The organism is Rathayibacter sp. AY2B3 (assembly GCF_002931755.1).
Classification (GTDB): Bacteria; Actinomycetota; Actinomycetes; order Actinomycetales; family Microbacteriaceae; genus Rathayibacter.
Window position 1 is genome coordinate 36,954 of sequence record NZ_PSUG01000006.1, and the last position, 22,054, is coordinate 59,007.

Consider the following 22,054-nt stretch of genomic DNA (forward strand, 5'->3'; position numbering starts at 1 on the left):
TCGAGGTCAAGCGGGAGCGGCCGGCTCAGCCGACCTCGCGGCTGAAGCCCAGGAGGGCTTCGGCGATGCGGGCGTCCGCCTCCTCGTGCCTGATGGTCGCCTCGCCGTCGCCCGCCTGCGGCCCGTACCACCCGAAGTCGGCGTGATTGGCGCCGTCGATCTCGACGAGGTCGGCGGAGGAGGGCAGCCGGACGCTCGCGTCGGCGACCTTCTCGGGGGTGCTGAGCCCGTCCTCCGATCCGCTGAGGCTGAGGACGGGGAGCTCGGAGCCCGAGAGGTCGTTCGCGCAGTAGCTGCCGAGCAGCACCAGGCCCGCCACCGCCGGGTCCTCGGCCCACTGGCAGGCCTTCACACCGCCGAGGGAGTGGCCGCCGACGAGCCAGCGGTCGACGCCCTCGGCCTGGCCGGTGAAGGTCTCGAGGGAGCGCAGGTCCAAGAAGGCCAGGTGCAGGATCGGCCGCGTGATCACGACGGTCGCTCCGGCGTCGACGAGCGGAGCCAGAGTCGCCTCGTAGGAGGAGGCGTCGACCTTCGCCCCCGGGATGAAGACCAGGCCCGTGCCGGCCAGCTCGCCGGTCGAGGTCGGCGTCATCACGAGTGCATTGTCCGTGCGCTCGACGGCGACCGCCGGATCGGCGCGCACCCGTGCGAGGGCGTCCTCGTCCGGGCCGCTGACGATCGAGCTCCAGGTGAGGAAGCCGAGGACCGCGACTCCGAGCACTCCGCCGATGCTCGTGAGCACGACGCGGCGGCGCCTCATCGGGCTGCCGCGATCGCGTCGGCCGCCTGCACGAGGGCGAGGTGGGAGAGGGCCTGGGGGGTGTTGCCCGCGTGCCGGCGGCCCTCGACGTCGTACTCCTCCGAGAGGAGGCCCACGTCGTTGCAGAGCCCGACGAGCCGGTCCATGAGGGTCCGCGCGTCGGCGATCCGGCCGGAGTCGGCGTACTGCCGGACGAGCCAGAAGGAGCAGGCGAGGAAGGGGTGCTCCCCGCCGGCGAGGCCGTCGACCGAAGACTCGGTCCGGTAGCGGTGCAGCAGGCCGTCCTGGAGGAGCACGCGCTCCAGCTCGGCGACGGTGCCGAGCATCCGCGGGTCGTCGGGGCGGACGAAGCCGACCATCGGCAGGACCAGGAGCGACGCGTCGACCTCGGGGGAGCCGTAGGACTGCACGAAGTGGCCGCGCTCGGCGTCGTAGCCCTGGGCCTCGATCTCGGCGCGCACCTCGTCGCGGAGGCGCTCCCAGGTCTCGACCGGACCGGGCAGGCCGTTCTCGCGCACGGCGCGGACGCCGCGGTCCAGGGCCGCCCAGATCATCACTCGCGAGTGCGTGAAGTGGCGGGGCTCACCGCGGATCTCCCAGATGCCGTTGTCCGGCCGCTGCCAGTTGGTCTCGACGAAGCCCAGCAGGGCGCGCTGGAGCGGCCAGGAGAACTCGGTCTCGTCCACGCCGGCCACGCGGGCCTCGTGCAGCGCGACCATCACCTCGCCGATCACGTCCGCCTGGTACTGGTCGACGGCGGCGTTCCCGATCCGCACCGGGGAGGCGCCGTCGTAGCCGGGCAGGCTCGGCATCTCGCGCTCGGGCAGGTCGCGCTCGCCGGCGAGGCCGTACATGATCTGCACGTCCTCCGGGGCGCCCGCGACCGCGCGGAGCAGCCAGGCCCGCCACTTCTGCGCCTCCTGCTCGAACCCGTGCGCGAGAAGGGCCTGCAGGGTGAGCGAGGCGTCGCGGAGCCAGACGTAGCGGTAGTCCCAGTTGCGGGCGCCGCCGAACTGCTCCGGGAGCGAGGTGGTCGCCGCCGCGACGATGCCGCCGGTCTCGTCGTCGGTGAGGGCGCGGAGGGTCAGCAGCGAGCGGACGACGGCGTCCCGGTGCGGGCCGTCGTAGTCGATGGCCGACGCCCACTCGGACCACCACGAGAGCGTGCGCTCGAGCGCGCGGTCGACGTCCAGGCGCTTGGGCGCCCGCTGGTGCGAGGGGAACCACGCCATCGAGAGGTCGACGACCGCGTCCGCGTCGACGTCGAACTCCGCGGCGTGGGCGTGGTCGACGGCCTTCAGCCGCACTCCGCGCACCACGACCGCGTCGGGGCCCGCGACGGCGACGAGCAGCGGGTCCTCGTCGGTCCCCTCCTGCCGCACCCAGGGCATGGTCCGGGCGTAGTCGAAGCGGATGCGCAGCTCCTGCCGCATCCGGACGGTCCCCGAGACTCCGCGCACCCGGCGCACCAGCTCGGCGCGCTCGTCGCGCAGCGGCATCACATCCACCACCTCGACCACGCCGGTCGGGGTCGTCCAGCGGGTGACCAGCGCGAGCGTGTCGCCGAGGTAGTGGCGCTCGCTCGTCGCCGCCCCGTCCACCGGCCGCAGCGACCAGCGCCCCTGGTCGTCGCCGCCGAGGAGGGCGCCGAAGACGGAGGCGGAGTCGAAGCGCGGCAGGCACAGCCAGTCGATCCCTCCGTCGCGGGAGACGAGAGCGGCTGTGCGGCAGTCGGAGAGGACGGCGTAGTCCTCGATCGGGGAGACCATGCGGCGATCCTCTCAGGTGCGGCTGTGGCCTCCCAGTCAAGGCGGAGCGGGGCTCTTCAGCGCGGCCGTAGGGTGAGCCGCATGGCACAGACCGTCTCGACCCTGCTCATCCTCGGAGCGACGGGGGACCTGTCCTCGCGGCTCCTCCTCCCCGCCGTAGGCCAGCTGCTGACCCGCGAGACCGACCGGAGGGTCCACCTCGTCGGCGCGGGGCGCGAGGACTGGACCCAGGAGCACTGGCACGAGGTGCTGACCGCCTCCTTCGCCACCGTCGAGGCGCAGGGCGAGGGTGTGGACGCGCTCACCTCCGGCACGCGCTACCAGCAGGTGGACGTCACCGATCCGGAGGCGCTCGCCGCCCTGCTCGCGAGCTGCGACGGACCGGTGGCGGTCTACTTCGCTCTCCCGCCGGCGATCGCGGCGAAGGCCTGCGAGGCGCTCGCCGCCCACGACCTGCCGGAGGGCACCGTGCTGGCGCTGGAGAAGCCGTTCGGGACCGACGAGGCGAGCGCGCACGCCCTCAACGAGCGCCTCGCCGCGCTGGTCCCCGAGGACCGCATCCACCGCGTCGACCACTTCCTCGGCCGCGCGACCGTGATGAACGTGCTCGGCCTGCGCTTCGCGAACCGGATCCTCGAGCCGCTGTGGTCGGCCGAGCACATCGAGAGCGTCGAGATCGTCTACGACGAGCAGCTGGCCCTGGAGGGGCGGGCGAGCTACTACGACGGCGCGGGCGCGCTGACCGACATGATCCAGAGCCACCTGCTGCAGGTCCTCGCGGTGATCGCGATGGAGCCGCCGTCCTCGCTCGACGCGGCCGACCTCCGGGACGCGAAGTCGATCGTCCTGCGCGCCACGCGCCTGCACGGCGACGACCCCGCAGCGAGCTCGCGCCGTGCCCGCTACACGGCGGGGACGATCGACGGCCGTGAGCTGCCCGCCTACGCGGACGAGAAGGGCGTGGAACCCGCTCGCGGAACCGAGACGCTGGCCGAGCTGGTCGTCGAGATCGACACCTGGCGATGGGCCGGCGTGCCGTTCACCCTCCGCTCCGGCAAGGCGCTGGGGGAGCGGCGGCGCGAAGTGGTCATCCGCTTCAAGCCGGTGCCGCACCTGCCCCGCGGCTTCGTGGGCACCGAGGCGCCGTCCGTGCTGCGGCTGTTCCTCGCGCCCGACCAGATGTCGCTCGAGCTGAACATCAACGGCCCCGGCGACCCGTACACGCTCGAGCGCGCCTCGCTGGAGGCGACCTTCGGCGCGGGCGAGTTGCTCGCCTACGGCGAGGTCATCTCGGGGATCCTCGACGACGACCCGTCGCTCTCGGTCCGCGGGGACGCCGCCGAGGAGTGCTGGCGCATCGTGCAGCCCGCGATCGACGCGTGGCACGCGGACCGGGTGCCGCTCGACGAGTACCCGGCGGGCAGCGAGGGCCCCGAGAGCTGGCCGGCGGTCTGACGGGCGGCCGGGGGAGGGGCCGTCGCGGGGGATCCCGAGACGGCGGCGGTGCCGCCTCCTGGATCAGCACGAGGTGCGGCGGTGCCGCCCACTCGGTCAGCAGGAGGGGCCCGGTCAGGAGGAAGGGGCTCGGTGCCCGCTCGATCAGCGGGAAGGGCGACGTCGCTCGTCCGCTCGGCCGGAGGGCGATGCGGTCGGAGGGCGATGCGGCCGGCTCGACCGCGCGCGTCAGGAGCGGGTCGCGACGGGGGTGTCGACGGCGACGTCGGCAGGGGTCGGCTCCGCCCAGACGGCGATGGGCTTCGGCTCCCAGGTGAGGGCGGCCGGCTCCACCGGAGGAGTGGAGGCGCGCATCGCGGGGATCGCCTCGGTGACGGGGGACGAGGTCCGCTCGGCGCCGGCGCGGAGCTGCTCCTCCTGGATGGCGGCGGAGAGCTCGTGGGCGAGGGAGCGCGCGAGCATTCCGTGGAAGATCGGGTCGCGGTCGTCGTGGCTGCGGCGCGTGACGACCCAGGCGCCCTCGGATCCGACGAAGGCCGCGAGGCGCTCGTGGACGACGGCGAAGAGCTCGTCCTGAGTGAGGACGGGGGCCGCCTCGACGACCTCGGGGGCCGGCGTGCGACGCCTCAGACGAAACCTCATGACGAACCCCGTTTCCCGTGCCGGCAGCGACTGGGAACAGTGTCGCCGCCACCGCCTCGCGAGCCCGGCTGACACGCCGCCCCGCGGGGAGGCGGCGCGTCAGGAGGGCCTAGCGGTCGCGCTTCGCGCCGCGCTCCTCCGAGACGATCTTCTTGGAGTCGTAGGACACGGAGCCCAGGGCGACGGTGACCGAGATGGCCCAGCTGACCCACTGGAGGGCCAGGCGCCAGTCGCGCGGGCCCTTGCGCGTGGTCTGCAGGATCGACCAGCCGCCGACGATCGCGCTGATGACGCTGGAGTTGAGGATGAACTTGCGCATGCGTATGCCTCCCGTGTTCACCCCGACGCTAGCGGGTGCGAAAGCTCTCAGAGGAACGCTTGACAGCACCGAGGGGTTGTCCCGCTACGGTGGACCGCCGCCGGGACCCGAATCCTCGAGCCGGGGCACGCCGAGGAGAACGGGAACGACATGCGCACGGCTGTGATCGGGGCGGTGCTGCTCGTCGTCGGGGCGGCGGCCGTCGTCACGGGGGTCCTCCCGATGGACGCACTGGGCGAGCTGGTCGAGCGGACGGCGCCGATCCTCGGCTTCGTGGTCGCGGTGACCGTGGTCGCCGAGCTGGCCTCCGAGGCCGGCGTCTTCACGGTGGTCGCCGAGCGCTCCGCCGAGTGGGGCCGCGGGCGGACCGCGGTGCTCTGGCTGCTGGTGGTGGCGATGGCCGTCGTCAGCACGGTGTTCCTCTCGCTCGACACGACCGCCGTGCTCCTGACCCCGGTCGTGGTCCTGCTCGCGGCGCACGTGCGCGTCCCGCCCCTGCCGTTCGCGATGGCCACGGTCTGGCTGGCGAACTGCGCCTCCCTCCTCCTCCCCGTCTCGAACCTCACCAACCTGCTCGCGCAACGGCGCCTGGGGGTCGAGGGCCCCTTCGCCTTCGCCGCTCTGACCGCGGTCCCCGCGCTCGTCGCGGCCGTCGTGCCCGTGCTGATCCTCGCGATCCGCTACCGGCGCGAGTTGACCGGGCGCTACACCCCGGGGGAGCGCACGCCGGTGGAGGACCGGGTGCTGCTGGTCGGCGCGGGGATCGTCGTCGCGCTGCTCCTGCCGGCGCTCGTCTCGGGTCTCGAGGTGTGGATCCCGGCGACGGTCGCCGCCGCCGCGCTGATCGTCCTCTTCGCGGTGCGCCGTCCCGCGGCGCTCACGCCCGCCCTCCTGCCGTGGCAGCTCGTCGTCTTCGCGGCGGGCCTCTTCGTGGCGATGGAGGCGGCGCACCAGCTCGGGCTGGGCGCGGCGCTCGCCGTGGTCGCGGGCGAGGGGAGCGGGACGCTCGACCTGCTGCGCCTCGCCGGCTCCGGGGCCGTCGCCTCCAACCTGGTCGACAACCTGCCCGCCTACCTCGCCCTCGAGCCGGTCGCGGCGGATCCGCTCCGCCTGGTCGCCCTGCTGATCGGCGTGAACGCCGGACCGCTGATCACCCCGTGGGCCTCGCTCGCCACCCTGCTCTGGCACCAGAGGCTGACCGCGCTGGGCGTGCACGTCTCGTGGCGCCAGTACGCGCTCCTCGGACTCGTCGCCGTCGTCCCGACGGTGGGCGGAGCGACGCTCGCCCTCGCCCTCGTGCAGGGCTGATCCCCCGTCCCCCGCGCGGGGTCGGCTGATAGCCTCGACGGGCACGACGACGGCTCGACCGACGAAAAGGGACCCTCATTCCTCCGCACTCCGCTTCCTCCTCCTCCGCCGCTGACAGGACCGACGACGGGACCTCGGGAGGGACCGAGCGCAACGCGTTCGTGGTCGTCTCGAACCGCCTGCCGGTGGACCGCGTCGTGGCCGAGGACGGCACCGCCTCCTGGAAGACCTCGCCCGGCGGGCTGGTCACCGCGCTCGAGCCCGTGATGCGCGCGAACGAGGGCGCCTGGGTCGGCTGGCCCGGCGTGGCCGACGAGGAGGTCGCCCCGTTCGTCGACAACGGCGTGCAGATCGTCCCCGTCGCCCTCAGCGCGCAGGAGCTCGAGGACTACTACGAGGGCTTCTCGAACGACACGCTGTGGCCGCTGTACCACGACGTGATCGCGCCCCCCACCTACCACCGCGACTGGTGGGACGCCTACGTGCGGGTCAACCAGCGCTTCGCCGAGGCGGCCGCGGCCGTGACGGAGGAGGACGGCGTGGTCTGGGTGCAGGACTACCAGCTCCAGCTCGTGCCGAAGATGCTGCGCGAGCTGCGCCCCGACGTCACGATCGGCTTCTTCAACCACATCCCGTTCCCGCCCTACGGGATCTTCGCGCAGCTCCCGTGGCGCCGGCAGATCGTCGAGGGCCTGCTCGGCGCCGACGTGATCGGCTTCCAGCGCCAGGGCGACGCGGGCAGCTTCCTCCGCGCGGTCCGGCGGCTGCTCGGCTACGACACCCGCAGCACGGTCGTCGAGGTCCCGGTCGAGGAGGAGGCCGTCGGCGGCACCCGCCGCGTCAACCGCTCGCGGCGCGGGGCGAGCGTGCGCCCGGTCGTCGCCCGGCACTTCCCGATCTCGATCGACTCCGCGTCCTTCGAGGCGATGGCGCGCACCCCCGAGATCCAGGCCCGCGCCGCCGAGATCCGCGCCGAGCTGGGCAACCCCGCGACGATCATGCTCGGCGTCGACCGGCTCGACTACACCAAGGGGATCGGCCACCGCCTGAAAGCGTTCGGCGAGCTCCTGGCCGACGGCCGCCTCACCTCCGAGGACGCGGTGCTGGTGCAGGTCGCGAGCCCGAGCCGCGAGCGCGTGGACACCTACCGGCAGCTGCGCGACGACATCGAGCTGCAGGTCGGCCGGATCAACGGCGACTTCAGCACGCTCGGGCACCCGGCGATCAGCTACCTGCACCACGGCTACCCGCGCGAGGAGATGGTGGCGCTCTACCTCGCCGCCGACGTCATGCTCGTCACGGCGCTGCGCGACGGGATGAACCTCGTCGCGAAAGAGTACGTCGCCTCCCGCTTCGACAACGACGGCGTGCTCGTGCTGAGCGAGTTCGCCGGAGCGGCCGACGAGCTCAAGCAGGCCGTGCAGGTGAACCCGCACGACATCTCCGGGCTCAAGGACGCGATGGAGGCGTCGGCGCGGATGCCGCGCGTCGAGCGCACCCGGCGCATGCGCGCGCTCCGGCGCCGCGTGCTCGAGAACGACGTGGCGCGCTGGTCGGAGTCCTTCCTCTCCGCTCTCGCGGAGCACGCGGCCGGCCAGCAGCTCGACGTGCGCCCCGCCGCCCGCGGGCAGGAGGCGCCGCACGGCCAGGAGGCGGAGCACCGCGACGACGCGGCCCACGGGCAGGCGGCCGAGCTCGAGCGGGAGGCCGCGGACGACCGCGAGCTCGACGGCGGCGCGCGATGAGCGAGGGAGTGCCCGAGCGGCTCGCGGCGGCGCTGCAGGAGCTCGCCGCGACCGACCGGCTCCTGGTGGCTCTCGACTTCGACGGCACCCTCGCGCCCGAGGTCGACGACCCCGCCCGCGCGCGGGCCCTCCCGGAGGCGCGCGAGGCCGTGCTGCGGCTCCTCGCCCTCCCCGGCACCCGGGTCGCGCTGGTCTCGGGCCGGGCGCTCGGGAGCCTGGAGGAGGTCTCGCAGCTGCCGGACGAGGCGCTGCTGGTCGGCTCCCACGGCATCGAGATCCGCCTCGACCCCGAGGGGGACGCGGTCCGGCTCGACGACGACGAGCTCGAGAAGGTCGGAGTGCTGGAGGACGTCCTGAAGGGCATCGCCCGCGGGATCGACAACGTCTGGATCGAGGACAAGCCCGCCGGCTTCGCCCTGCACACCCGCCTCGCGACCGAGCGCCACAGCCGCGTCGCCCACGTCGTCGCCCTCTCCGAGGCGCGCGCCGAGGTGCAGGGCGTCACCGTCCGCGAGGGCAAGAACGTCCTGGAGTTCTCGGTCCGCTCGACCACGAAGGGCGAGGCCGTGCAGCACCTCCGCCGCTACACCGGCGCGACCGCCGTGCTCTACGCGGGCGACGACGTGACTGACGAGGACGCCTTCGCGGTCCTCGGCTCCGGCGACGTCGGCATCAAGAGCGGCGAGGGCACCACCGCGGCCTCCTACCGGGTCCGCGGCCCCGAGCAGGTCGCGCACGCGCTCCGGCTGCTCGCCGACCTGCGCGCGGAGTAGCCGCTCCCTCCCGGCCCTCCGCGCCCGCGGTCCCGATCCGCCGACTCGCCGCGGACGGCCGTCCTCCGACGCGGGGAGCAGCCGTTCGCGACGAGTCGGCGCTCCGCGGGGACGCCCGCATCGGGTGCCGCTGCCGGGGGCCCGGGCCGGGACGGGTGCGCGGGCCGGTCCGGGTCCGCCCGGCGAGCAGGGGCACCGCGCGCGAGGCGGTAGCCTCATCGCATGCCGGAAATCGATTGGAAGCCCCGCTCGCGCACCGTCACGGACGGCATCGAGGCCACGACGTCGCGCGGGATGCTGCGGGCGGTCGGGATGGGCGATGACGACTGGGAGAAGCCCCAGATCGGCATCGCGTCCTCGTGGAACGAGATCACCCCCTGCAACCTCTCGCTCGAGCGCCTCGCGCGCTCCGCGAAGGAGGGCGTGCACTCGGGAGGCGGCTACCCGCTCCAGTTCGGCACCATCTCCGTCTCGGACGGCATCTCGATGGGCCACGAGGGCATGCACTTCTCGCTCGTCTCCCGCGAGGTCATCGCCGACTCCGTCGAGACCGTGATGATGGCCGAGCGCCTGGACGGCACCGTCATGCTGGCCGGCTGCGACAAGTCGCTGCCCGGCATGCTGATGGCCGCGGCCCGCCTCGACCTCGCCGCCGTGTTCGTCTACGCCGGCTCGATCGCCCCGGGCTGGGTCAAGCTGTCGGACGGCACCGAGAAGGACATCACGATCATCGACTCCTTCGAGGCCGTCGGCGGCGTCAAGGCCGGGATCATGTCCGAGGAGGACGCCAAGCGCATCGAGTGCGCCTTCGCCCCGGGCGAGGGCTCCTGCGGCGGCATGTACACCGCCAACACCATGGCCAGCGTCGCCGAGGCGCTCGGCATGAGCCTGCCCGGCTCCGCCTCGCCCGCCGCGGCCGACCGCCGCCGCGACTACTTCGCCCGCAAGTCCGGCGAGGCCGTCGTCGAGCTGCTGCGCAACGGCACCACGGCCCGCGACATCCTCACCAAGGAGGCGTTCGAGAACGCGATCGCGGTGGCGATGGCCTTCGGCGGCTCCACCAACGTCATCCTGCACCTGCTCGCGATCGCCAACGAGGCCGAGGTCGACCTCACGATCGACGACTTCAACCGCATCGGCGACACGATCCCGCACATCGGCGACCTCAAGCCCTTCGGCAAGTACGTCATGAACGACGTCGACCGCCACGGCGGCGTCCCGGCCGTGATGAAGGCGCTCCTGGACGCCGGGCTGCTGCACGGCGACTGCCTGACGGTCACCGGCAGGACGGTCGCCGAGAACCTCGCCGCGATGGACATCGCCCCGCTGGACGGCGAGGTCATCCGCACCCTCGACAACCCGATCCACGCCACCGGCGGGCTCACCATCCTCAAGGGCTCGCTCGCCCCCGAGGGCGCGGTCGTCAAGACCGCCGGGTTCGACGCCTCCGTCTTCGAGGGTCCGGCCCGCGTGTTCGAGCGCGAGCGCGCCGCGATGGACGCGCTCACCGAGGGGCGGATCCAGAAGGGCGACGTGGTGGTCATCCGCTACGAGGGCCCCAAGGGCGGCCCCGGCATGCGCGAGATGCTCGCCATCACCGCCGCCATCAAGGGGGCCGGGCTCGGAAAAGATGTACTACTGTTGACGGACGGACGATTCTCAGGCGGCACAACCGGCCTGTGCATCGGCCACATAGCTCCCGAATCGGTGGACGCAGGTCCAATCGCATTCGTTCGCGACGGAGACCCGATTCGGGTCGACATCGCCGCTCGCTCGATCGACCTACTCGTCGACGAGTCCGAGCTCGCCGCCCGCCGAGAAGGCTGGGCCCCTCTCCCTCCGCGCTACACCCGCGGTGTCCTCGCCAAGTACGCCAAGCTCGTCCGCTCGGCAGCCGAGGGCGCCGTCACCGGGTGACCCGGCCCGCTCCGGCCGGCCGCGCACTCGCGTTCCCGGGCACTCGCCTCCGGCTCTGCCCGCCGCCGCACCACCTCCTGAAGGAATCGACACCCGCATGACTCCGGATCCGTCCGCCGTGCAGCCCGCACCGACGCCCCAGCCACCCCGACCCGCCCACGCTCCTGGGGCCGCCCCCGCGGCCGAGGTCCTCACCGGAGCGCAGGCGGTCGTCCGCTCGCTCGAGATGCTCGGGATCGAGGACGTCTTCGGCCTGCCCGGAGGCGCGATCCTCCCGGTCTACGACCCGCTGATGGACTCCTCGAAGATCCGGCACATCCTGGTCCGCCACGAGCAGGGCGCCGGCCACGCCGCCGAGGGCTACGCCTCGGCGACCGGCAAGCTCGGCGTGTGCATCGCGACCTCGGGCCCCGGAGCGACCAACCTGGTCACCGCGATCGCGGACGCCTACATGGACTCGGTCCCGATGCTCGCGATCACCGGCCAGGTGTTCTCGACGCTCATGGGCACCGACGCGTTCCAGGAGGCGGACATCGTCGGCATCACGATGCCGATCACGAAGCACTCCATCCTCGTGACGCGCCCCGAGGACATCCCCTCGGCCCTCGCCTCCGCCGCGCTGATCGCCACCACCGGCCGCCCCGGCCCCGTGCTGGTCGACATCACGAAGGACGCGCAGCAGGACCAGGCGCCGTTCCTCTGGCCGCCGAAGATCGACCTGCCCGGGTACCGCCCGGTCACGAAGGCCCACGGCAAGCAGATCCAGGCCGCGGCCCAGCTGCTGGTCGAGTCGAGGAAGCCGGTGCTCTACGTGGGCGGCGGCATCATCCGCGCCCGCGCGGCGGCCGAGCTGAAGGCGTTCGCCGAGGCCTGCGGCGCCCCCGTGGTGACCACGCTGATGGCGCGCGGCGCGTTCCCCGACTCGCACGAGCAGCACCTGGGCATGCCCGGCATGCACGGCACCGTCCCCGCGGTGCTCGCGCTGCAGGAGGCGGACCTGATCCTCGCGCTGGGCTCGCGCTTCGACGACCGCGTGACCGGCAAGGCGGCGCTCTTCGCGCCCCACGCCAAGGTCGTGCACGTCGACATCGACCCGGCCGAGATCTCCAAGATCCGCACCGCCGACGTGCCGATCGTGGGCGACCTCAAGGACGTCCTCCCGGACCTCACCGACGCGTTCGCCAAGGCCTCCGCCGACGGCCGCGCCGACACCTCCGAGTGGTGGAGCTACCTCAAGGGCCTCCAGAAGGAGTTCCCCCTCGGCTACACCGAGCCCGACGACGGCCTGCTCTCCCCGCAGTACGTCATCAAGCGCATCGGCGAGATCACCGGCCCCGAGGGCGTCTTCGCCTCCGGCGTCGGCCAGCACCAGATGTGGGCGGCGCAGTTCATCAAGTACGAGCGCCCCAACTCGTGGCTCAACTCCGGCGGCGCCGGCACCATGGGCTACTCCGTGCCCGCGGCGATGGGCGCCAAGGTCGGCGAGCCCGAGCGCACCGTGTGGGCGATCGACGGCGACGGCTGCTTCCAGATGACCAATCAGGAGCTCGCCACCTGCACGATCAACGACATCCCGATCAAGGTCGCGGTGATCAACAACTCCTCGCTCGGCATGGTGCGCCAGTGGCAGACCCTGTTCTACGAGGGCCGCTACTCCAACACCGACCTCAACACGGGTCACGACACCGTCCGGGTGCCCGACTTCGTGAAGCTCGCCGACGCGTACGGCGCGCTCGGCATCCGCGTCACGAAGCCGGAGGAGATCGACGACGCCATCCGCCTCGCCATCGCCACGAACGACCGGCCCGTGGTGATCGACTTCGTCGTCAGCCGCGACTCCATGGTCTGGCCGATGGTCCCGCAGGGCGTCTCCAACAGCTACGTCCAGTACGCCCGAGACCACAGCCCGACCTGGGACGACGAGGAGTAGACCCGCATGACGCACCACGTTCTCTCCCTGCTCGTCGAGGACAAGCCGGGACTGCTCACCCGTGTCGCCGGGCTGTTCGCCCGCCGCGGCTTCAACATCGAGTCGCTGGCGGTCGGTCCGACCGAGCTGGCCGGGCTCTCGCGCATCACGGTCGCCGTGGACGTCGAGGACCTGCCGCTCGAGCAGGTCACGAAGCAGCTCAACAAGCTCGTCAACGTGATCAAGATCGTCGAGCTCGACACCGACCAGTCGGTCCAGCGCGAGCACCTGCTCGTCAAGGTCCGCGTCGACAACGTCACGCGCTCGCAGGTGCTCGAGGCCGTCACGCTCTTCCGCGCCCGCGTGGTCGACGTCGCGACGGACGCCCTGGTGATCGAGGTCACCGGCGACACCGGCAAGACCAACGCGTTCCTGCGGGTGATCGAGCCCTACGGCATCAAGGAGATCGCGCAGTCGGGCCTGCTCGCCATCGGGCGCGGCTCCAAGTCGATCACCGAGCGCGTCTTCAAGAACTGACCGAACTCTCCTCTACAGAAAAGGACTCACCACGTGACCGAGCTCATCTACGACGCCGACGCCGACCTCTCCATCATCCAGTCCAAGAAGGTCGCGATCGTCGGCTACGGCTCGCAGGGCCACGCGCACGCGCAGAACCTCCGCGACTCCGGCGTCCAGGTCGTCATCGCGCTGAAGGAGGGGTCGAAGTCGACCGCCAAGGCCGAGGACGACGGCTTCGAGGTCAAGAGCGTCGCCGACGCCGCGGCCTGGGCCGACCTGATCATGATCCTCGCGCCGGACCAGCACCAGCGCGCGATCTACAGCGAGCAGATCGCCTCCGCGCTGACCGAGGGCAAGACCCTCGCCTTCGCCCACGGCTTCAACATCCGCTTCGGCTACATCGAGGCGCCCGCCGGCGTCGACGTCATCCTCATCGCGCCGAAGGCCCCGGGCCACACCGTGCGCCGCGAGTTCGTCGCCGGCCGCGGCATCCCGGACATCATCGCCGTCGAGAACGACGCGACCGGCACCGCCTGGGAGACCGCCAAGTCCTACGCGAAGGCCATCGGCGGCACCCGCGCCGGCGTCATCAAGACCACCTTCACGGAGGAGACCGAGACCGACCTGTTCGGCGAGCAGGCCGTGCTCTGCGGCGGCACCTCGCAGCTCGTCCAGTACGGCTTCGAGACCCTCGTCGAGGCCGGGTACCAGCCGGAGATCGCCTACTTCGAGGTGCTGCACGAGCTCAAGCTCATCGTCGACCTCATGTGGGAGGGCGGCATCGCCAAGCAGCGCTGGAGCGTCTCCGACACCGCCGAGTACGGCGACTACGTCTCCGGCCCGCGCGTCATCGACCCGCGCGTGAAGGAGAACATGAAGGCCGTCCTCGGCGACATCCAGAGCGGCGCCTTCGCGAAGCGCTTCATCGGCGACCAGGACGCGGGCGGACCCGAGTTCCAGGAGCTGCGCGCCAAGGGCGAGAAGCACCCGATCGAGGAGACCGGCCGTGAGCTGCGCAAGCTCTTCGCCTGGAAGCAGACCGACGAGGACTACACCGACGGCAGCGTCGCGCGCTAGTCGCACCGCGTCGACCGGGGGAGCCCCGGTCCGACGAGGGACCCGACCACCGGGACCCCCTCGCCGGGCCGGGGCTCCTCCGCGTCCGGGGCGCGGCTACCGCTCGAGTTCGCGGACGAGACGGCGGAGACCGCCCTTCGGCGGGACGAGGACGGGGTCCGGCCACCGGGGCGAGAGGTGGTCGCCGAGCGTCACCCGGCGCAGCTTGCGGCCGACGAGGGGGAGGACCCAGTCGGCGGCCCAGCGGCGCTGCTCGTGCAGCCGCGCGCGGAGGCGGAGCGGCTCGGGGGCGTCCCACGGCCCGGTCGAGATCGTGTGCGGCACTCCGAGCGCGTCGAGCACACGACCGGCGAGGACGCGGTGGCCGCGCTTGGAGAGGTGCATCCGGTCGGGCGACCAGAGCACGGGGGAGTGGAACTCGCGCATCGCCCAGTAGTCGACGAGGATCGCGCCCCGCTCGCGGGCGATCCGGCGGACGGCGCTGTTGTAGAGGTGGTTGCGGCGCAGGAACATCCGCGGGGCGGGCAGTCCCGGGATGTCGACGCCGGTGAAGAGCACGAGGGAGGCGCCGGTGGTCGCGAGCGCGTCGACGAGCGCCTCGTAGCGGGTGATCAGATCGACCGTGTCGGTGCCGAGGTCGAGGATGTCGTTGCCGCCGGCGTAGAGCGTGACCAGGGTGGGGCGGAGCGCGAGGGCGGGCGCGAGCTGGTCCTCGGTGATCTGGGCGAGGCGCTTCGAGCGGATGGCGAGGTTCGCGTACTCCCAGCCCGGCTCGGCCTTCGCCAGGCGCTCGGCGACACGGTCGGCCCAGCCGCGCACGCCGTTCGGCAGGCGCGGGTGCGGATCGCCGACCCCCTCCGTGAAGGAGTCGCCGAGGGCGACGAAGCGGCGGCGGCGGTCGTCCATCCGCTCAGCCTCGCCCCCGGGGGAGGACGCGGGGTGTCCGCCGGGTGTCGGGGAGGCGGCGGCGGGCTCCGAGCCTCCTGCGAGGTGCGCGCGGCTAGGGTGTTGCGGTGATCGATGGTGGACCGGGCCGCTCCCCGGAGGACGACGACGCGGCGATCCCGCCGGTGGACCGCGGGCCGGACACCGGCCCGGAGGACGACGCCGACGACGAGGCCCTGGAGTGGGCGGGCGAGGGCGCGGACCCGACGCTCGCCGCGGGGACGGCGCGCGTGCGCCGGACGACCCGCACGGTCGCCGGGGCGGGCACGGCGGACGACGGCTCCGACGACGACGGCTCCGACGACGAGGACCCCGCCGACGAGGACTCCGCCTACGAAGCGGCCTCCTCCTCCGCTCTGCTGATCGCCGCGGGCATCGCGGCCGGACTCTACCTCCTGTACGCCATCGCCTGGGCGATCACGGCGACGCGGCAGTCGCCGGTCGCCGCGGCCGGCTTCGCGGGCGATGCGCTCGGCGGCGCCCTCTACTCGCTCGGGCTCTGGCTAGCCGTGCTGGCGCCGCCGGTGTGGTTCGCCGTGGTGCTCCTCGCCACCCGCGACGCCCGGGTGCGCACCCGCGTGCTCTGGCTGGTCGCGGGCCTCGTCCTCCTCGCTCCGCTGCCGTTCCTGAAGGGGGCGTGATGACCGACTCGACCCGGGCCACCCTCGGCGGGACCGGCCGCCGCGACCGGCCCGGCCGGCGCCTGGCGGCCTCCGTCCTCGTCGCCGTGGTGTTCGCGCTCTTCTTCGCCTGGGACGTCTGGGAGGCGGTCGGCAACCTGATCGGCCTGCGCAGCTACGCAGCCTCCCTCGGCACCGATCTGAATCCGACGGGCTGGACGGTGCTCCTGCTCGGCCTGGTGCTGCCGGTCGCCTGCTTCGTCGCCGCCGTCCTGCTCGGGCGCCGCCGGGGGCTCCCGGCGCGCGTCGGACTGCTCGCGGCGGCGCTCTGCCTCTCGGCGGCGCTCTCGCTCGACGTGCAGCTCGTCCTCGGCGTCGAGAGCCTGGTCTCGCTGAGCTGACCGGCGGCGTCACACGGCGCGGGGCGCGCGCGCCCCTCCGCTACAGTGTCGGGGGGCTGCCGTCGCCCCCGCCTCGGTGCCCGCTCCGTCCCCTCTCCGAAGGAAGCGCCTCTCGTGACAAAGCCGGTCGTCCTGATCGCCGAAGAACTCTCGCCCGCCACCGTGGACGCGCTCGGTCCCGACTTCGAGATCCGCTCCGTGGACGGCACCGACCGCCCGGCTCTGCTCGAGGCCCTCGCCACCGCGCACGCGATCCTCGTGCGCTCCGCGACGCAGGTCGACGCGGAGGCGATCGCCGCGGCCCCCTCCCTCCAGGTGATCGCCCGCGCCGGGGTGGGCCTGGACAACGTCGACATCACCGCCGCGACCGCCGCGGGCGTCATGGTCGTGAACGCGCCGACCTCGAACATCATCTCGGCGGCCGAGCTCACCGTCGGACACATCCTGAGCCTCGCCCGCCACATCCCCGCCGCGCACAGCGCGCTCGCGCAGGGCCTCTGGAAGCGCTCGAAGTACACCGGCGTCGAGCTCTACGAGAAGACCGTCGGCATCATCGGCCTCGGCCGCATCGGCGCGCTGATCACCGCGCGCCTGCAGGCCTTCGGCGTGAACGTCGTCGCCTACGACCCCTACGTGACCAGCGCCCGCGCGCAGCAGCTCGGCGTCACGCTCCTCTCCCTCGAGGAGCTGCTGGCCGAGAGCGACTTCATCACGATCCACATGCCGAGGACGCCCGAGACGACGGGCATGATCTCGGACGAGCAGCTGGCGCTGATGAAGCCGTCGGCGTTCATCGTGAACGTGGCCCGCGGCGGCCTCATCGACGAGGACGCGCTGCACCGCGCGCTCGTCGCGAAGACCATCGCCGGCGCCGGACTCGACGTGTTCGTGAAGGAGCCTCCGACCGGCTCGCCGCTGCTCGCCCTCGAGAACGTGGTCGTCACTCCGCACCTCGGGGCCTCGACCGACGAGGCGCAGGAGAAGGCGGGCGTCTCGGTCGCCCGCTCGGTGCGCCTCGCGCTCTCGGGCGAGCTCGTGCCGGACGCCGTGAACGTCGCCGGCGGCGTGATCGACGAGTACGTGCGCCCCGGCATCCCGCTGGTCGAGAAGCTCGGCCAGGTCTTCTCGGGCCTCGCGGACTCGCCGGTCACCTCCATCGACATCGAGGTGCGCGGCGAGCTCGCCGGCTACGACGTGAAGGTCCTCAAGCTCGCGGCGCTCAAGGGCGTGTTCACCAACGTGGTCTCGGAGACGGTGTCCTACGTCAACGCGCCGGTGCTCGCGGAGCAGCGCGGCATCGAGGTGCGCCTGATCACGGAGCCGGTCTCGGACGAGTACCGCAACGTGATCACGCTGCGCGGCGCTCTCTCCGACGGCTCGCAGATCTCGGTCTCGGGGACGCTGACCGGCACCAAGCAGGTCGAGAAGATCGTGGCGATCAACGGCTACGACGTCGAGGTCCCCCTCGCGAAGCACCTCGTCGTGATGAGCTACGTCGACCGCCCCGGGATCGTCGCGGTCTACGGCCGCGAGTTCGGCGACGCCTCGGTCAACATCGCGGGCATGCAGATCGCGCGCACCGAGGCGGGCGGCAAGGCCCTCTCGGTGATCACCATCGACTCTCCCGCCCCCGACGGCCTGCTCGAGAAGGTCCGCGTCGCGATCGACGCCGATCTCATGCAGGAGATCGACATCACCGAGCAGTGAGCTCGCGGCGGTTCGCTCAGGTCGACGTCTTCGGCGCCGCGCCGTTCCGGGGCAACCCGGTGGCGGTCGTCGTGGACGGCGACGGGGTGGGCGACGCGGCGATGGCGGAGTTCGCGCGCTGGACGAACCTCTCCGAGACGACCTTCCTCCTCCGTCCCCGCGACCCCGCGGCCGACTACCGGCTGCGGATCTTCACGCCGGGCGGGGAGCTGCCCTTCGCCGGGCACCCCACCCTCGGGAGCGCGCACGCCTGGCTCGCGGCCGGAGGGGCCGCCCGCGGGGCCGGGGAGCTCGTGCAGGAGTGCGCCGCGGGCCTCGTCCGGCTGCGGGTGACGGAGGAGGGCATCGCCTTCGCCGCGCCGCCCCGGCTGCGGACCGGACCGGTCGACGAGGCGACGCTCCAGCGGGTGGCCGCGGCGCTGCGGATCCCGCGCGCGGAGATCCTCGACCACGAGTGGGTCGACAACGGTCCCGGCTGGCTGGCCGTGCGGCTCGCCTCGGCGGAGCAGGTCCTCGCGCTGCGGCCGGACCAGGCGCTGCTCGCCGGGCTCCCCGTCGGCGTCGTGGGCGAGCATCCGGCGGGAGACGGGTGCGCGATCGAGGTGCGGGCGTTCATCCCGGACGCCGGAGTGGCCGAGGACCCGGTGACGGGCAGCCTCAACGCGGGGATCGCCCAGTGGCTGATCGGCAGCGGTGTGCTGCCCGAGCGCTACACCGCGGCCCAGGGAGCGGCGATCGGCCGCGCCGGGCGGGTGCGCGTCGAGGGCGCGGGCGGCGAGATCTGGATCGGCGGCGCGACGGTGACCCTGATCGACGGGGTCGTCGAGCTCTAGCGGGTCCGCCGGGGGCGGCGCGGCTCAGCTCCCGAGGAGGCGCTGGACGACCGCGAGGACGTCCTCGGCCTCGCCGCGCGACTGCGTGCCCGTGGGGAGCAGCGCGGAGTTGTAGTAGAGCCCGTCGCTCATCAGGACGATCGCCCGGGCGACGAGCGGGTCGCCCACGGCGGCGGCGACCACCTCGTTCCAGCTGTCGTGGATCCGCGCGAGGCCGCCGCTGGCGCGCTCGTCGTGACCCTGCGCGATGCGCGAGACGGCGAGGATCGTGCGGTCGAAGGCCGAGTCGGCGGCGAAGGAGGTGCGCAGCAGGTAGGCGACCACGCCCTCGGGAGCGGCGAGGCTCTGCGCGACGTCCTCCTCCCGCCGCGCGTCGAGGCGCTGCAGGAGCCCGTCGACGAGGGCGTCCTTCGAGGGGAAGTGGTAGAGCAGCCCGCCCTTGGAGACTCCGGCCTCACGGGCGACGGCGTCGAGGGTCGCGGCGCGCTCGCCCTGCTCGGTGAGGAGCTGCTCGAACGCGTCGAGGACGCGGTCGCGGGCGGGGGCGGGAGGCACGACGACCATCCTACGGCGGATCGGTGGCGACTGTACCGGCTGGACGGTATACTCGCTCCGTTCCCCTCCCGAAAGGTCGTCCCCGTGTCCGCGCGCACCGCTCCCGTCTCCACCCACGACACCACCGGCGCCGCCGAGCGGGTCGGGCGACGCGCCTGGGTGGCGCTCGCGGTGCTGATGCTCCCGGTGCTGCTGGTCTCGGTCGACAACACGGTGCTGAACTTCGCGCTCCCCTCGATCGCCGAGGACCTGGGCCCCACCGGCACCGAGCTGCTGTGGATCGTCGACGCCTACCCGCTGGTGCTCGCGGGCCTGCTGGTGGCGATGGGCAGTCTGGGCGACCGCGTCGGGCGACGGCGCCTCCTCATGATCGGCGCGGTCGGCTTCGCCGCCGTCTCGGTCGTGGCCGCGTTCGCTCCCACCGCCGCGGCGCTCATCGGCGCCCGCGCGGCGCTGGGCTTCTTCGGCGCGATGCTGATGCCCTCGACGCTGTCGCTCCTGCGCAGCGTCTTCCCGAACCGCGACCAGCGCCGCCTGGCGATCGCGATCTGGGCGACCGGCTTCGCGGTGGGCTCGGGCATCGGCCCGCTCGTCGGCGGAGTGCTGCTCGAGCACTTCCCCTGGGGGTCTGTGTTCCTGCTCGCGGTGCCCGTGCTGCTCCCGCTCGTGGTCCTCGTGCCGATCCTGGTGCCGGAGTCGCGCGACCCGCAGCCCGGCCCGGTCGACGTGGTCAGCATCCTGCTGTCGCTGGCGACCATGGCGCCCGTGGTCTACGCGGTGAAGTCCTTCGCCGAGCACGGGATCGACGCGGTCGGCGTCGCGGCGCTCGTCGTGGGCGTCGTCTCGGGAGTGCTGTTCGTCCGCCGCCAGCAGCGCCGGGCCTCGCCGATGCTCGACCTCTCGCTCTTCCGCCGCGGCTCGTTCAGCGCAGCGATCGTGGTCAACCTGCTCAGCGTGACCGCGCTGGTCGGCGGGCTCTTCTTCCTGTCGCAGCACCTGCAGCTCGTGGTCGGGCTCTCGCCCCTGGAGGCGGGCCTCGTGCTCGTGCCGGGCCTCGCCGTGATGATCCTGGCCGGGCTGGGCGTGGTGCCGATCGCGCGCCGCGTCGCTCCGCGCCTCGTCGTGCCGGCCGGACTGCTGGTCTCGGCCGTCGGCTACATCCTGCTGGCCCTCGGCAGCGGGGCGCCCGGAGGAGCGTCGGCGCTCACCGTCGCGGTCGCCTTCGCGTTCCTCGGCCTGGGCATCGGCGCGGCCGAGACGGTGTCGAACGAGCTGATCCTGGCCAACGCGCCCGCCGACAAGGCCGGCGCCGCCTCCGCCGTCTCCGAGACCGCCTACGAGCTCGGCGCCGTCCTCGGCACCGCGACGCTCGGGACCGTCCTCACCGCCGTGTACCGCGGGGGAGTCGTGCTGCCCGAGGGCCTCGACGCCGCGCAGGCGCAGCGGGCCGGAGAGACCCTCGGCGGCGCCGTCTCGGTCGCCGTCGAGCTGCCCGCCGACTCCGCCGCGAGCCTCGTCGCGTCGGCGAGCGCGGCGTTCGACTCGGGCGTCGGCTGGTCGGCCTGGCTGGGCGTCGTCCTCGTGCTGGCCGCCGCCGCGGTCGGCGCCTGGCGCCTCCGCCGGAGCTGACGCTCCTCCGCTCCTCCCGCAGGAGGCCGCCCGGCGGGGGGCGCGTGCCCCGGACCGCGGCGCGGGCGGGCCGCGAGTACGCTGAGGGGACTCCGACCCCGTACGCCTGAGGACTGCCATGCCCCGCACCGTGAAGCTCGCCGTCATCCCCGGAGACGGGATCGGGCCCGAGGTGACCGCCGAGGCCGTCAAGGTCCTCGACGCCGTCACCGCCGACTCCGACCTGGTGCTCGAGACGACCACCTTCTCGCTCGGGGCCGCCCGCTACCTCGAGACCGGCGACGTCCTCACCGACGAGGACCTCGCGGCGATCGCGGGGCACGACGCGATCCTCCTCGGCGCCGTCGGCGGAGCACCGGGCGACCCCCGCCTCCGGGACGCGAACATCGAGCGCGGGCTGCTGCTGCGGCTGCGCTTCGAGCTCGACCACTACGTCAACCTGCGGCCCACCCGTCTCTATGCGGGCGTCCCCTCGCCGCTCGCGGCTCCCGGCGAGGTCGACTTCGTGGTCGTCCGCGAGGGCACGGAGGGGCCCTACGTCGGCACCGGCGGCTCGATCCGGCAGGGCACTCCGCACGAGGTCGCCAACGAGGTGTCGGTCAACACCGCCTACGGGGTCGAGCGCGTCGTCCGCCACGCGTTCGAGCTCGCCCGCGCCCGCCGCTCCCGGCTGACCCTCGTTCACAAGACGAACGTCCTCGTCTTCTCCGGCTCGCTCTGGAAGCGGATCGTCGACGAGGTGGGGGCCGCCTTCGAGGACGTGGCCGTCGACTACCTCCACGTGGACGCCGCTACGATCTTCCTCGTGACCGACCCTGCTAGGTTCGACGTCATCGTCACCGACAACCTCTTCGGCGACATCCTGACCGATCTGGCCGGCGCGATCAGCGGCGGCATCGGACTCGCGGCCTCGGGCAACATCAACCCCGACGGCGCGTTCCCCAGCATGTTCGAGCCGGTCCACGGATCCGCGCCCGACATCGCCGGACGGCAGCTCGCCGACCCGACCGCCGCGATCCTCTCGGCGGCGATGCTGCTGGACCACCTCGGCCGGAGCGACGAGGCCGCCCGCGTCACCGCGGCCGTGACCGCCGACATCGAGTCGCGCGACGGCACCCCGCGCTCCACGGCCGCGATCGGCGACTCCGTCGTCGCCCGCCTCCGCTGATCC

The 22,054-nt window shown here is 73.0% G+C and carries 20 protein-coding genes; 14 read left to right on the forward strand and 6 right to left on the reverse strand.

Going from position 1 to position 22,054, the window contains the following annotated elements; all coding sequences use genetic code 11:
• Window positions 1-25 precede the first annotated feature (25 nt).
• A complete protein-coding gene (locus C5C24_RS03335; protein WP_104304298.1) occupies window positions 26-760 on the reverse strand; it encodes an alpha/beta hydrolase in 735 nt (244 codons plus the stop codon).
• A complete protein-coding gene (locus C5C24_RS03340) occupies window positions 757-2,529 on the reverse strand; it encodes a glycoside hydrolase family 15 protein (protein WP_104276183.1) in 1,773 nt (590 codons plus the stop codon). The genes C5C24_RS03335 and C5C24_RS03340 overlap by 4 nt, the downstream gene beginning before the upstream one ends.
• Window positions 2,530-2,610: 81 nt before the next feature.
• Here C5C24_RS03340 and C5C24_RS03345 point away from each other — a divergent pair, with 81 nt between their 5' ends.
• Window positions 2,611-3,984: a glucose-6-phosphate dehydrogenase gene (locus C5C24_RS03345; RefSeq protein ID WP_181135473.1), complete on the forward strand. Its 1,374-nt coding sequence runs from the start codon at window positions 2,611-2,613 to the stop codon at window positions 3,982-3,984.
• 228 nt (window positions 3,985-4,212) lie between these two features.
• Here C5C24_RS03345 and C5C24_RS03350 read toward each other — a convergent pair whose 3' ends face one another.
• Both C5C24_RS03350 and C5C24_RS03355 read right to left on the reverse strand, forming a co-directional pair.
• Complete coding sequence (locus C5C24_RS03350; protein ID WP_104280725.1) at window positions 4,213-4,626, reverse strand: hypothetical protein; 414 nt, start codon at window positions 4,624-4,626, stop codon at window positions 4,213-4,215.
• Window positions 4,627-4,735: 109 nt separating this feature from the next.
• The gene (locus C5C24_RS03355) at window positions 4,736-4,945 is read right to left on the reverse strand and encodes a hypothetical protein (RefSeq protein WP_104276180.1); all 210 of its coding nucleotides are present in this window, start codon (window positions 4,943-4,945) and stop codon (window positions 4,736-4,738) included.
• Between the two features lie 150 nt (window positions 4,946-5,095).
• On the opposite strand from C5C24_RS03355, the gene C5C24_RS03360 reads away from it, so the two are divergent.
• The 7 genes from C5C24_RS03360 to ilvC all read left to right on the forward strand — a co-directional run bounded on the left by C5C24_RS03360 (window position 5,096) and on the right by ilvC (window position 14,193).
• Window positions 5,096-6,253 (forward strand): SLC13 family permease, encoded by a 1,158-nt coding sequence (locus tag C5C24_RS03360; protein ID WP_104276179.1) that lies wholly within the window; start codon window positions 5,096-5,098, stop codon window positions 6,251-6,253.
• A gap of 161 nt (window positions 6,254-6,414) precedes the next feature.
• A complete protein-coding gene (locus C5C24_RS03365) occupies window positions 6,415-7,998 on the forward strand; it encodes a trehalose-6-phosphate synthase (protein ID WP_104304300.1) in 1,584 nt (527 codons plus the stop codon).
• A complete protein-coding gene (otsB, locus tag C5C24_RS03370; RefSeq protein ID WP_104276177.1) occupies window positions 7,995-8,771 on the forward strand; it encodes a trehalose-phosphatase in 777 nt (258 codons plus the stop codon). The genes C5C24_RS03365 and otsB overlap by 4 nt, the downstream gene beginning before the upstream one ends.
• Window positions 8,772-8,993: 222 nt before the next feature.
• Window positions 8,994-10,688 carry a dihydroxy-acid dehydratase gene (ilvD, locus tag C5C24_RS03375; RefSeq protein ID WP_104276176.1) on the forward strand — a complete coding sequence of 565 codons (1,695 nt, stop codon included), beginning with the start codon at window positions 8,994-8,996 and terminating at the stop codon, window positions 10,686-10,688.
• Between the two features lie 97 nt (window positions 10,689-10,785).
• Window positions 10,786-12,618 (forward strand): acetolactate synthase large subunit, encoded by a 1,833-nt coding sequence (locus C5C24_RS03380; RefSeq protein ID WP_104276175.1) that lies wholly within the window; start codon window positions 10,786-10,788, stop codon window positions 12,616-12,618.
• A gap of 6 nt (window positions 12,619-12,624) precedes the next feature.
• On the forward strand, window positions 12,625-13,134 hold the full coding sequence (gene ilvN / locus C5C24_RS03385; protein ID WP_104223540.1) for an acetolactate synthase small subunit: 510 nt from the start codon (window positions 12,625-12,627) through the stop codon (window positions 13,132-13,134).
• A 33-nt stretch (window positions 13,135-13,167) separates the two neighbouring features.
• Window positions 13,168-14,193 carry a ketol-acid reductoisomerase gene (gene ilvC / locus C5C24_RS03390; protein ID WP_104223539.1) on the forward strand — a complete coding sequence of 342 codons (1,026 nt, stop codon included), beginning with the start codon at window positions 13,168-13,170 and terminating at the stop codon, window positions 14,191-14,193.
• Between the two features lie 96 nt (window positions 14,194-14,289).
• Here ilvC and C5C24_RS03395 read toward each other — a convergent pair whose 3' ends face one another.
• Complete coding sequence (locus C5C24_RS03395) at window positions 14,290-15,099, reverse strand: SGNH/GDSL hydrolase family protein (protein WP_104304301.1); 810 nt, start codon at window positions 15,097-15,099, stop codon at window positions 14,290-14,292.
• Between the two features lie 107 nt (window positions 15,100-15,206).
• Here C5C24_RS03395 and C5C24_RS03400 point away from each other — a divergent pair, with 107 nt between their 5' ends.
• The 4 genes from C5C24_RS03400 to C5C24_RS03415 all read left to right on the forward strand — a co-directional run bounded on the left by C5C24_RS03400 (window position 15,207) and on the right by C5C24_RS03415 (window position 18,699).
• Window positions 15,207-15,779, forward strand: coding sequence for a hypothetical protein (locus tag C5C24_RS03400; RefSeq protein WP_104304302.1), 573 nt, complete (start codon window positions 15,207-15,209; stop codon window positions 15,777-15,779).
• The gene (locus C5C24_RS03405) at window positions 15,779-16,159 is read left to right on the forward strand and encodes a hypothetical protein (protein WP_104276172.1); all 381 of its coding nucleotides are present in this window, start codon (window positions 15,779-15,781) and stop codon (window positions 16,157-16,159) included. The genes C5C24_RS03400 and C5C24_RS03405 overlap by 1 nt, the downstream gene beginning before the upstream one ends.
• A 114-nt stretch (window positions 16,160-16,273) precedes the next feature.
• Entirely contained in the window at window positions 16,274-17,866 is a 1,593-nt protein-coding gene (gene serA, locus C5C24_RS03410) for a phosphoglycerate dehydrogenase (protein ID WP_104276171.1), read from the forward strand.
• On the forward strand, window positions 17,863-18,699 hold the full coding sequence (locus C5C24_RS03415) for a PhzF family phenazine biosynthesis protein (protein ID WP_104304303.1): 837 nt from the start codon (window positions 17,863-17,865) through the stop codon (window positions 18,697-18,699). Before serA ends, C5C24_RS03415 begins: the two co-directional genes overlap by 4 nt.
• A 24-nt stretch (window positions 18,700-18,723) precedes the next feature.
• Here C5C24_RS03415 and C5C24_RS03420 read toward each other — a convergent pair whose 3' ends face one another.
• Window positions 18,724-19,254, reverse strand: coding sequence for a TetR/AcrR family transcriptional regulator (locus C5C24_RS03420; protein ID WP_258065031.1), 531 nt, complete (start codon window positions 19,252-19,254; stop codon window positions 18,724-18,726).
• 84 nt (window positions 19,255-19,338) lie between these two features.
• Between C5C24_RS03420 and C5C24_RS03425 the strand changes: the two genes are divergently transcribed.
• Both C5C24_RS03425 and C5C24_RS03430 read left to right on the forward strand, forming a co-directional pair.
• Window positions 19,339-20,883: an MFS transporter gene (locus C5C24_RS03425; RefSeq protein ID WP_258065032.1), complete on the forward strand. Its 1,545-nt coding sequence runs from the start codon at window positions 19,339-19,341 to the stop codon at window positions 20,881-20,883.
• Between the two features lie 118 nt (window positions 20,884-21,001).
• A complete protein-coding gene (locus C5C24_RS03430) occupies window positions 21,002-22,051 on the forward strand; it encodes a 3-isopropylmalate dehydrogenase (RefSeq protein ID WP_104280719.1) in 1,050 nt (349 codons plus the stop codon).
• Window positions 22,052-22,054: the final 3 nt, after the last annotated feature.

Bases quoted from the DNA above. Each gene is read 5' to 3' on its own strand.
- C5C24_RS03350 (WP_104280725.1), bottom strand. From the start codon at position 4,626: ATGAGGTTTCGTCTGAGGCGTCGCACGCCGGCCCCCGAGGTCGTCGAG.
- C5C24_RS03355 (WP_104276180.1), bottom strand. From the start codon at position 4,945: ATGCGCAAGTTCATCCTCAACTCCAGCGTCATCAGCGCGATCGTCGGC.
- C5C24_RS03340 (WP_104276183.1), bottom strand. From the start codon at position 2,529: ATGGTCTCCCCGATCGAGGACTACGCCGTCCTCTCCGACTGCCGCACA.
- C5C24_RS03345 (WP_181135473.1), top strand. From the start codon at position 2,611: ATGGCACAGACCGTCTCGACCCTGCTCATCCTCGGAGCGACGGGGGAC.
- C5C24_RS03395 (WP_104304301.1), bottom strand. From the start codon at position 15,099: ATGGACGACCGCCGCCGCCGCTTCGTCGCCCTCGGCGACTCCTTCACG.
- ilvN (WP_104223540.1), top strand. From the start codon at position 12,625: ATGACGCACCACGTTCTCTCCCTGCTCGTCGAGGACAAGCCGGGACTG.
- otsB (WP_104276177.1), top strand. From the start codon at position 7,995: ATGAGCGAGGGAGTGCCCGAGCGGCTCGCGGCGGCGCTGCAGGAGCTC.
- C5C24_RS03360 (WP_104276179.1), top strand. From the start codon at position 5,096: ATGCGCACGGCTGTGATCGGGGCGGTGCTGCTCGTCGTCGGGGCGGCG.
- C5C24_RS03380 (WP_104276175.1), top strand. From the start codon at position 10,786: ATGACTCCGGATCCGTCCGCCGTGCAGCCCGCACCGACGCCCCAGCCA.
- C5C24_RS03430 (WP_104280719.1), top strand. From the start codon at position 21,002: ATGCCCCGCACCGTGAAGCTCGCCGTCATCCCCGGAGACGGGATCGGG.
- ilvD (WP_104276176.1), top strand. From the start codon at position 8,994: ATGCCGGAAATCGATTGGAAGCCCCGCTCGCGCACCGTCACGGACGGC.
- C5C24_RS03405 (WP_104276172.1), top strand. From the start codon at position 15,779: ATGACCGACTCGACCCGGGCCACCCTCGGCGGGACCGGCCGCCGCGAC.
- C5C24_RS03335 (WP_104304298.1), bottom strand. From the start codon at position 760: ATGAGGCGCCGCCGCGTCGTGCTCACGAGCATCGGCGGAGTGCTCGGA.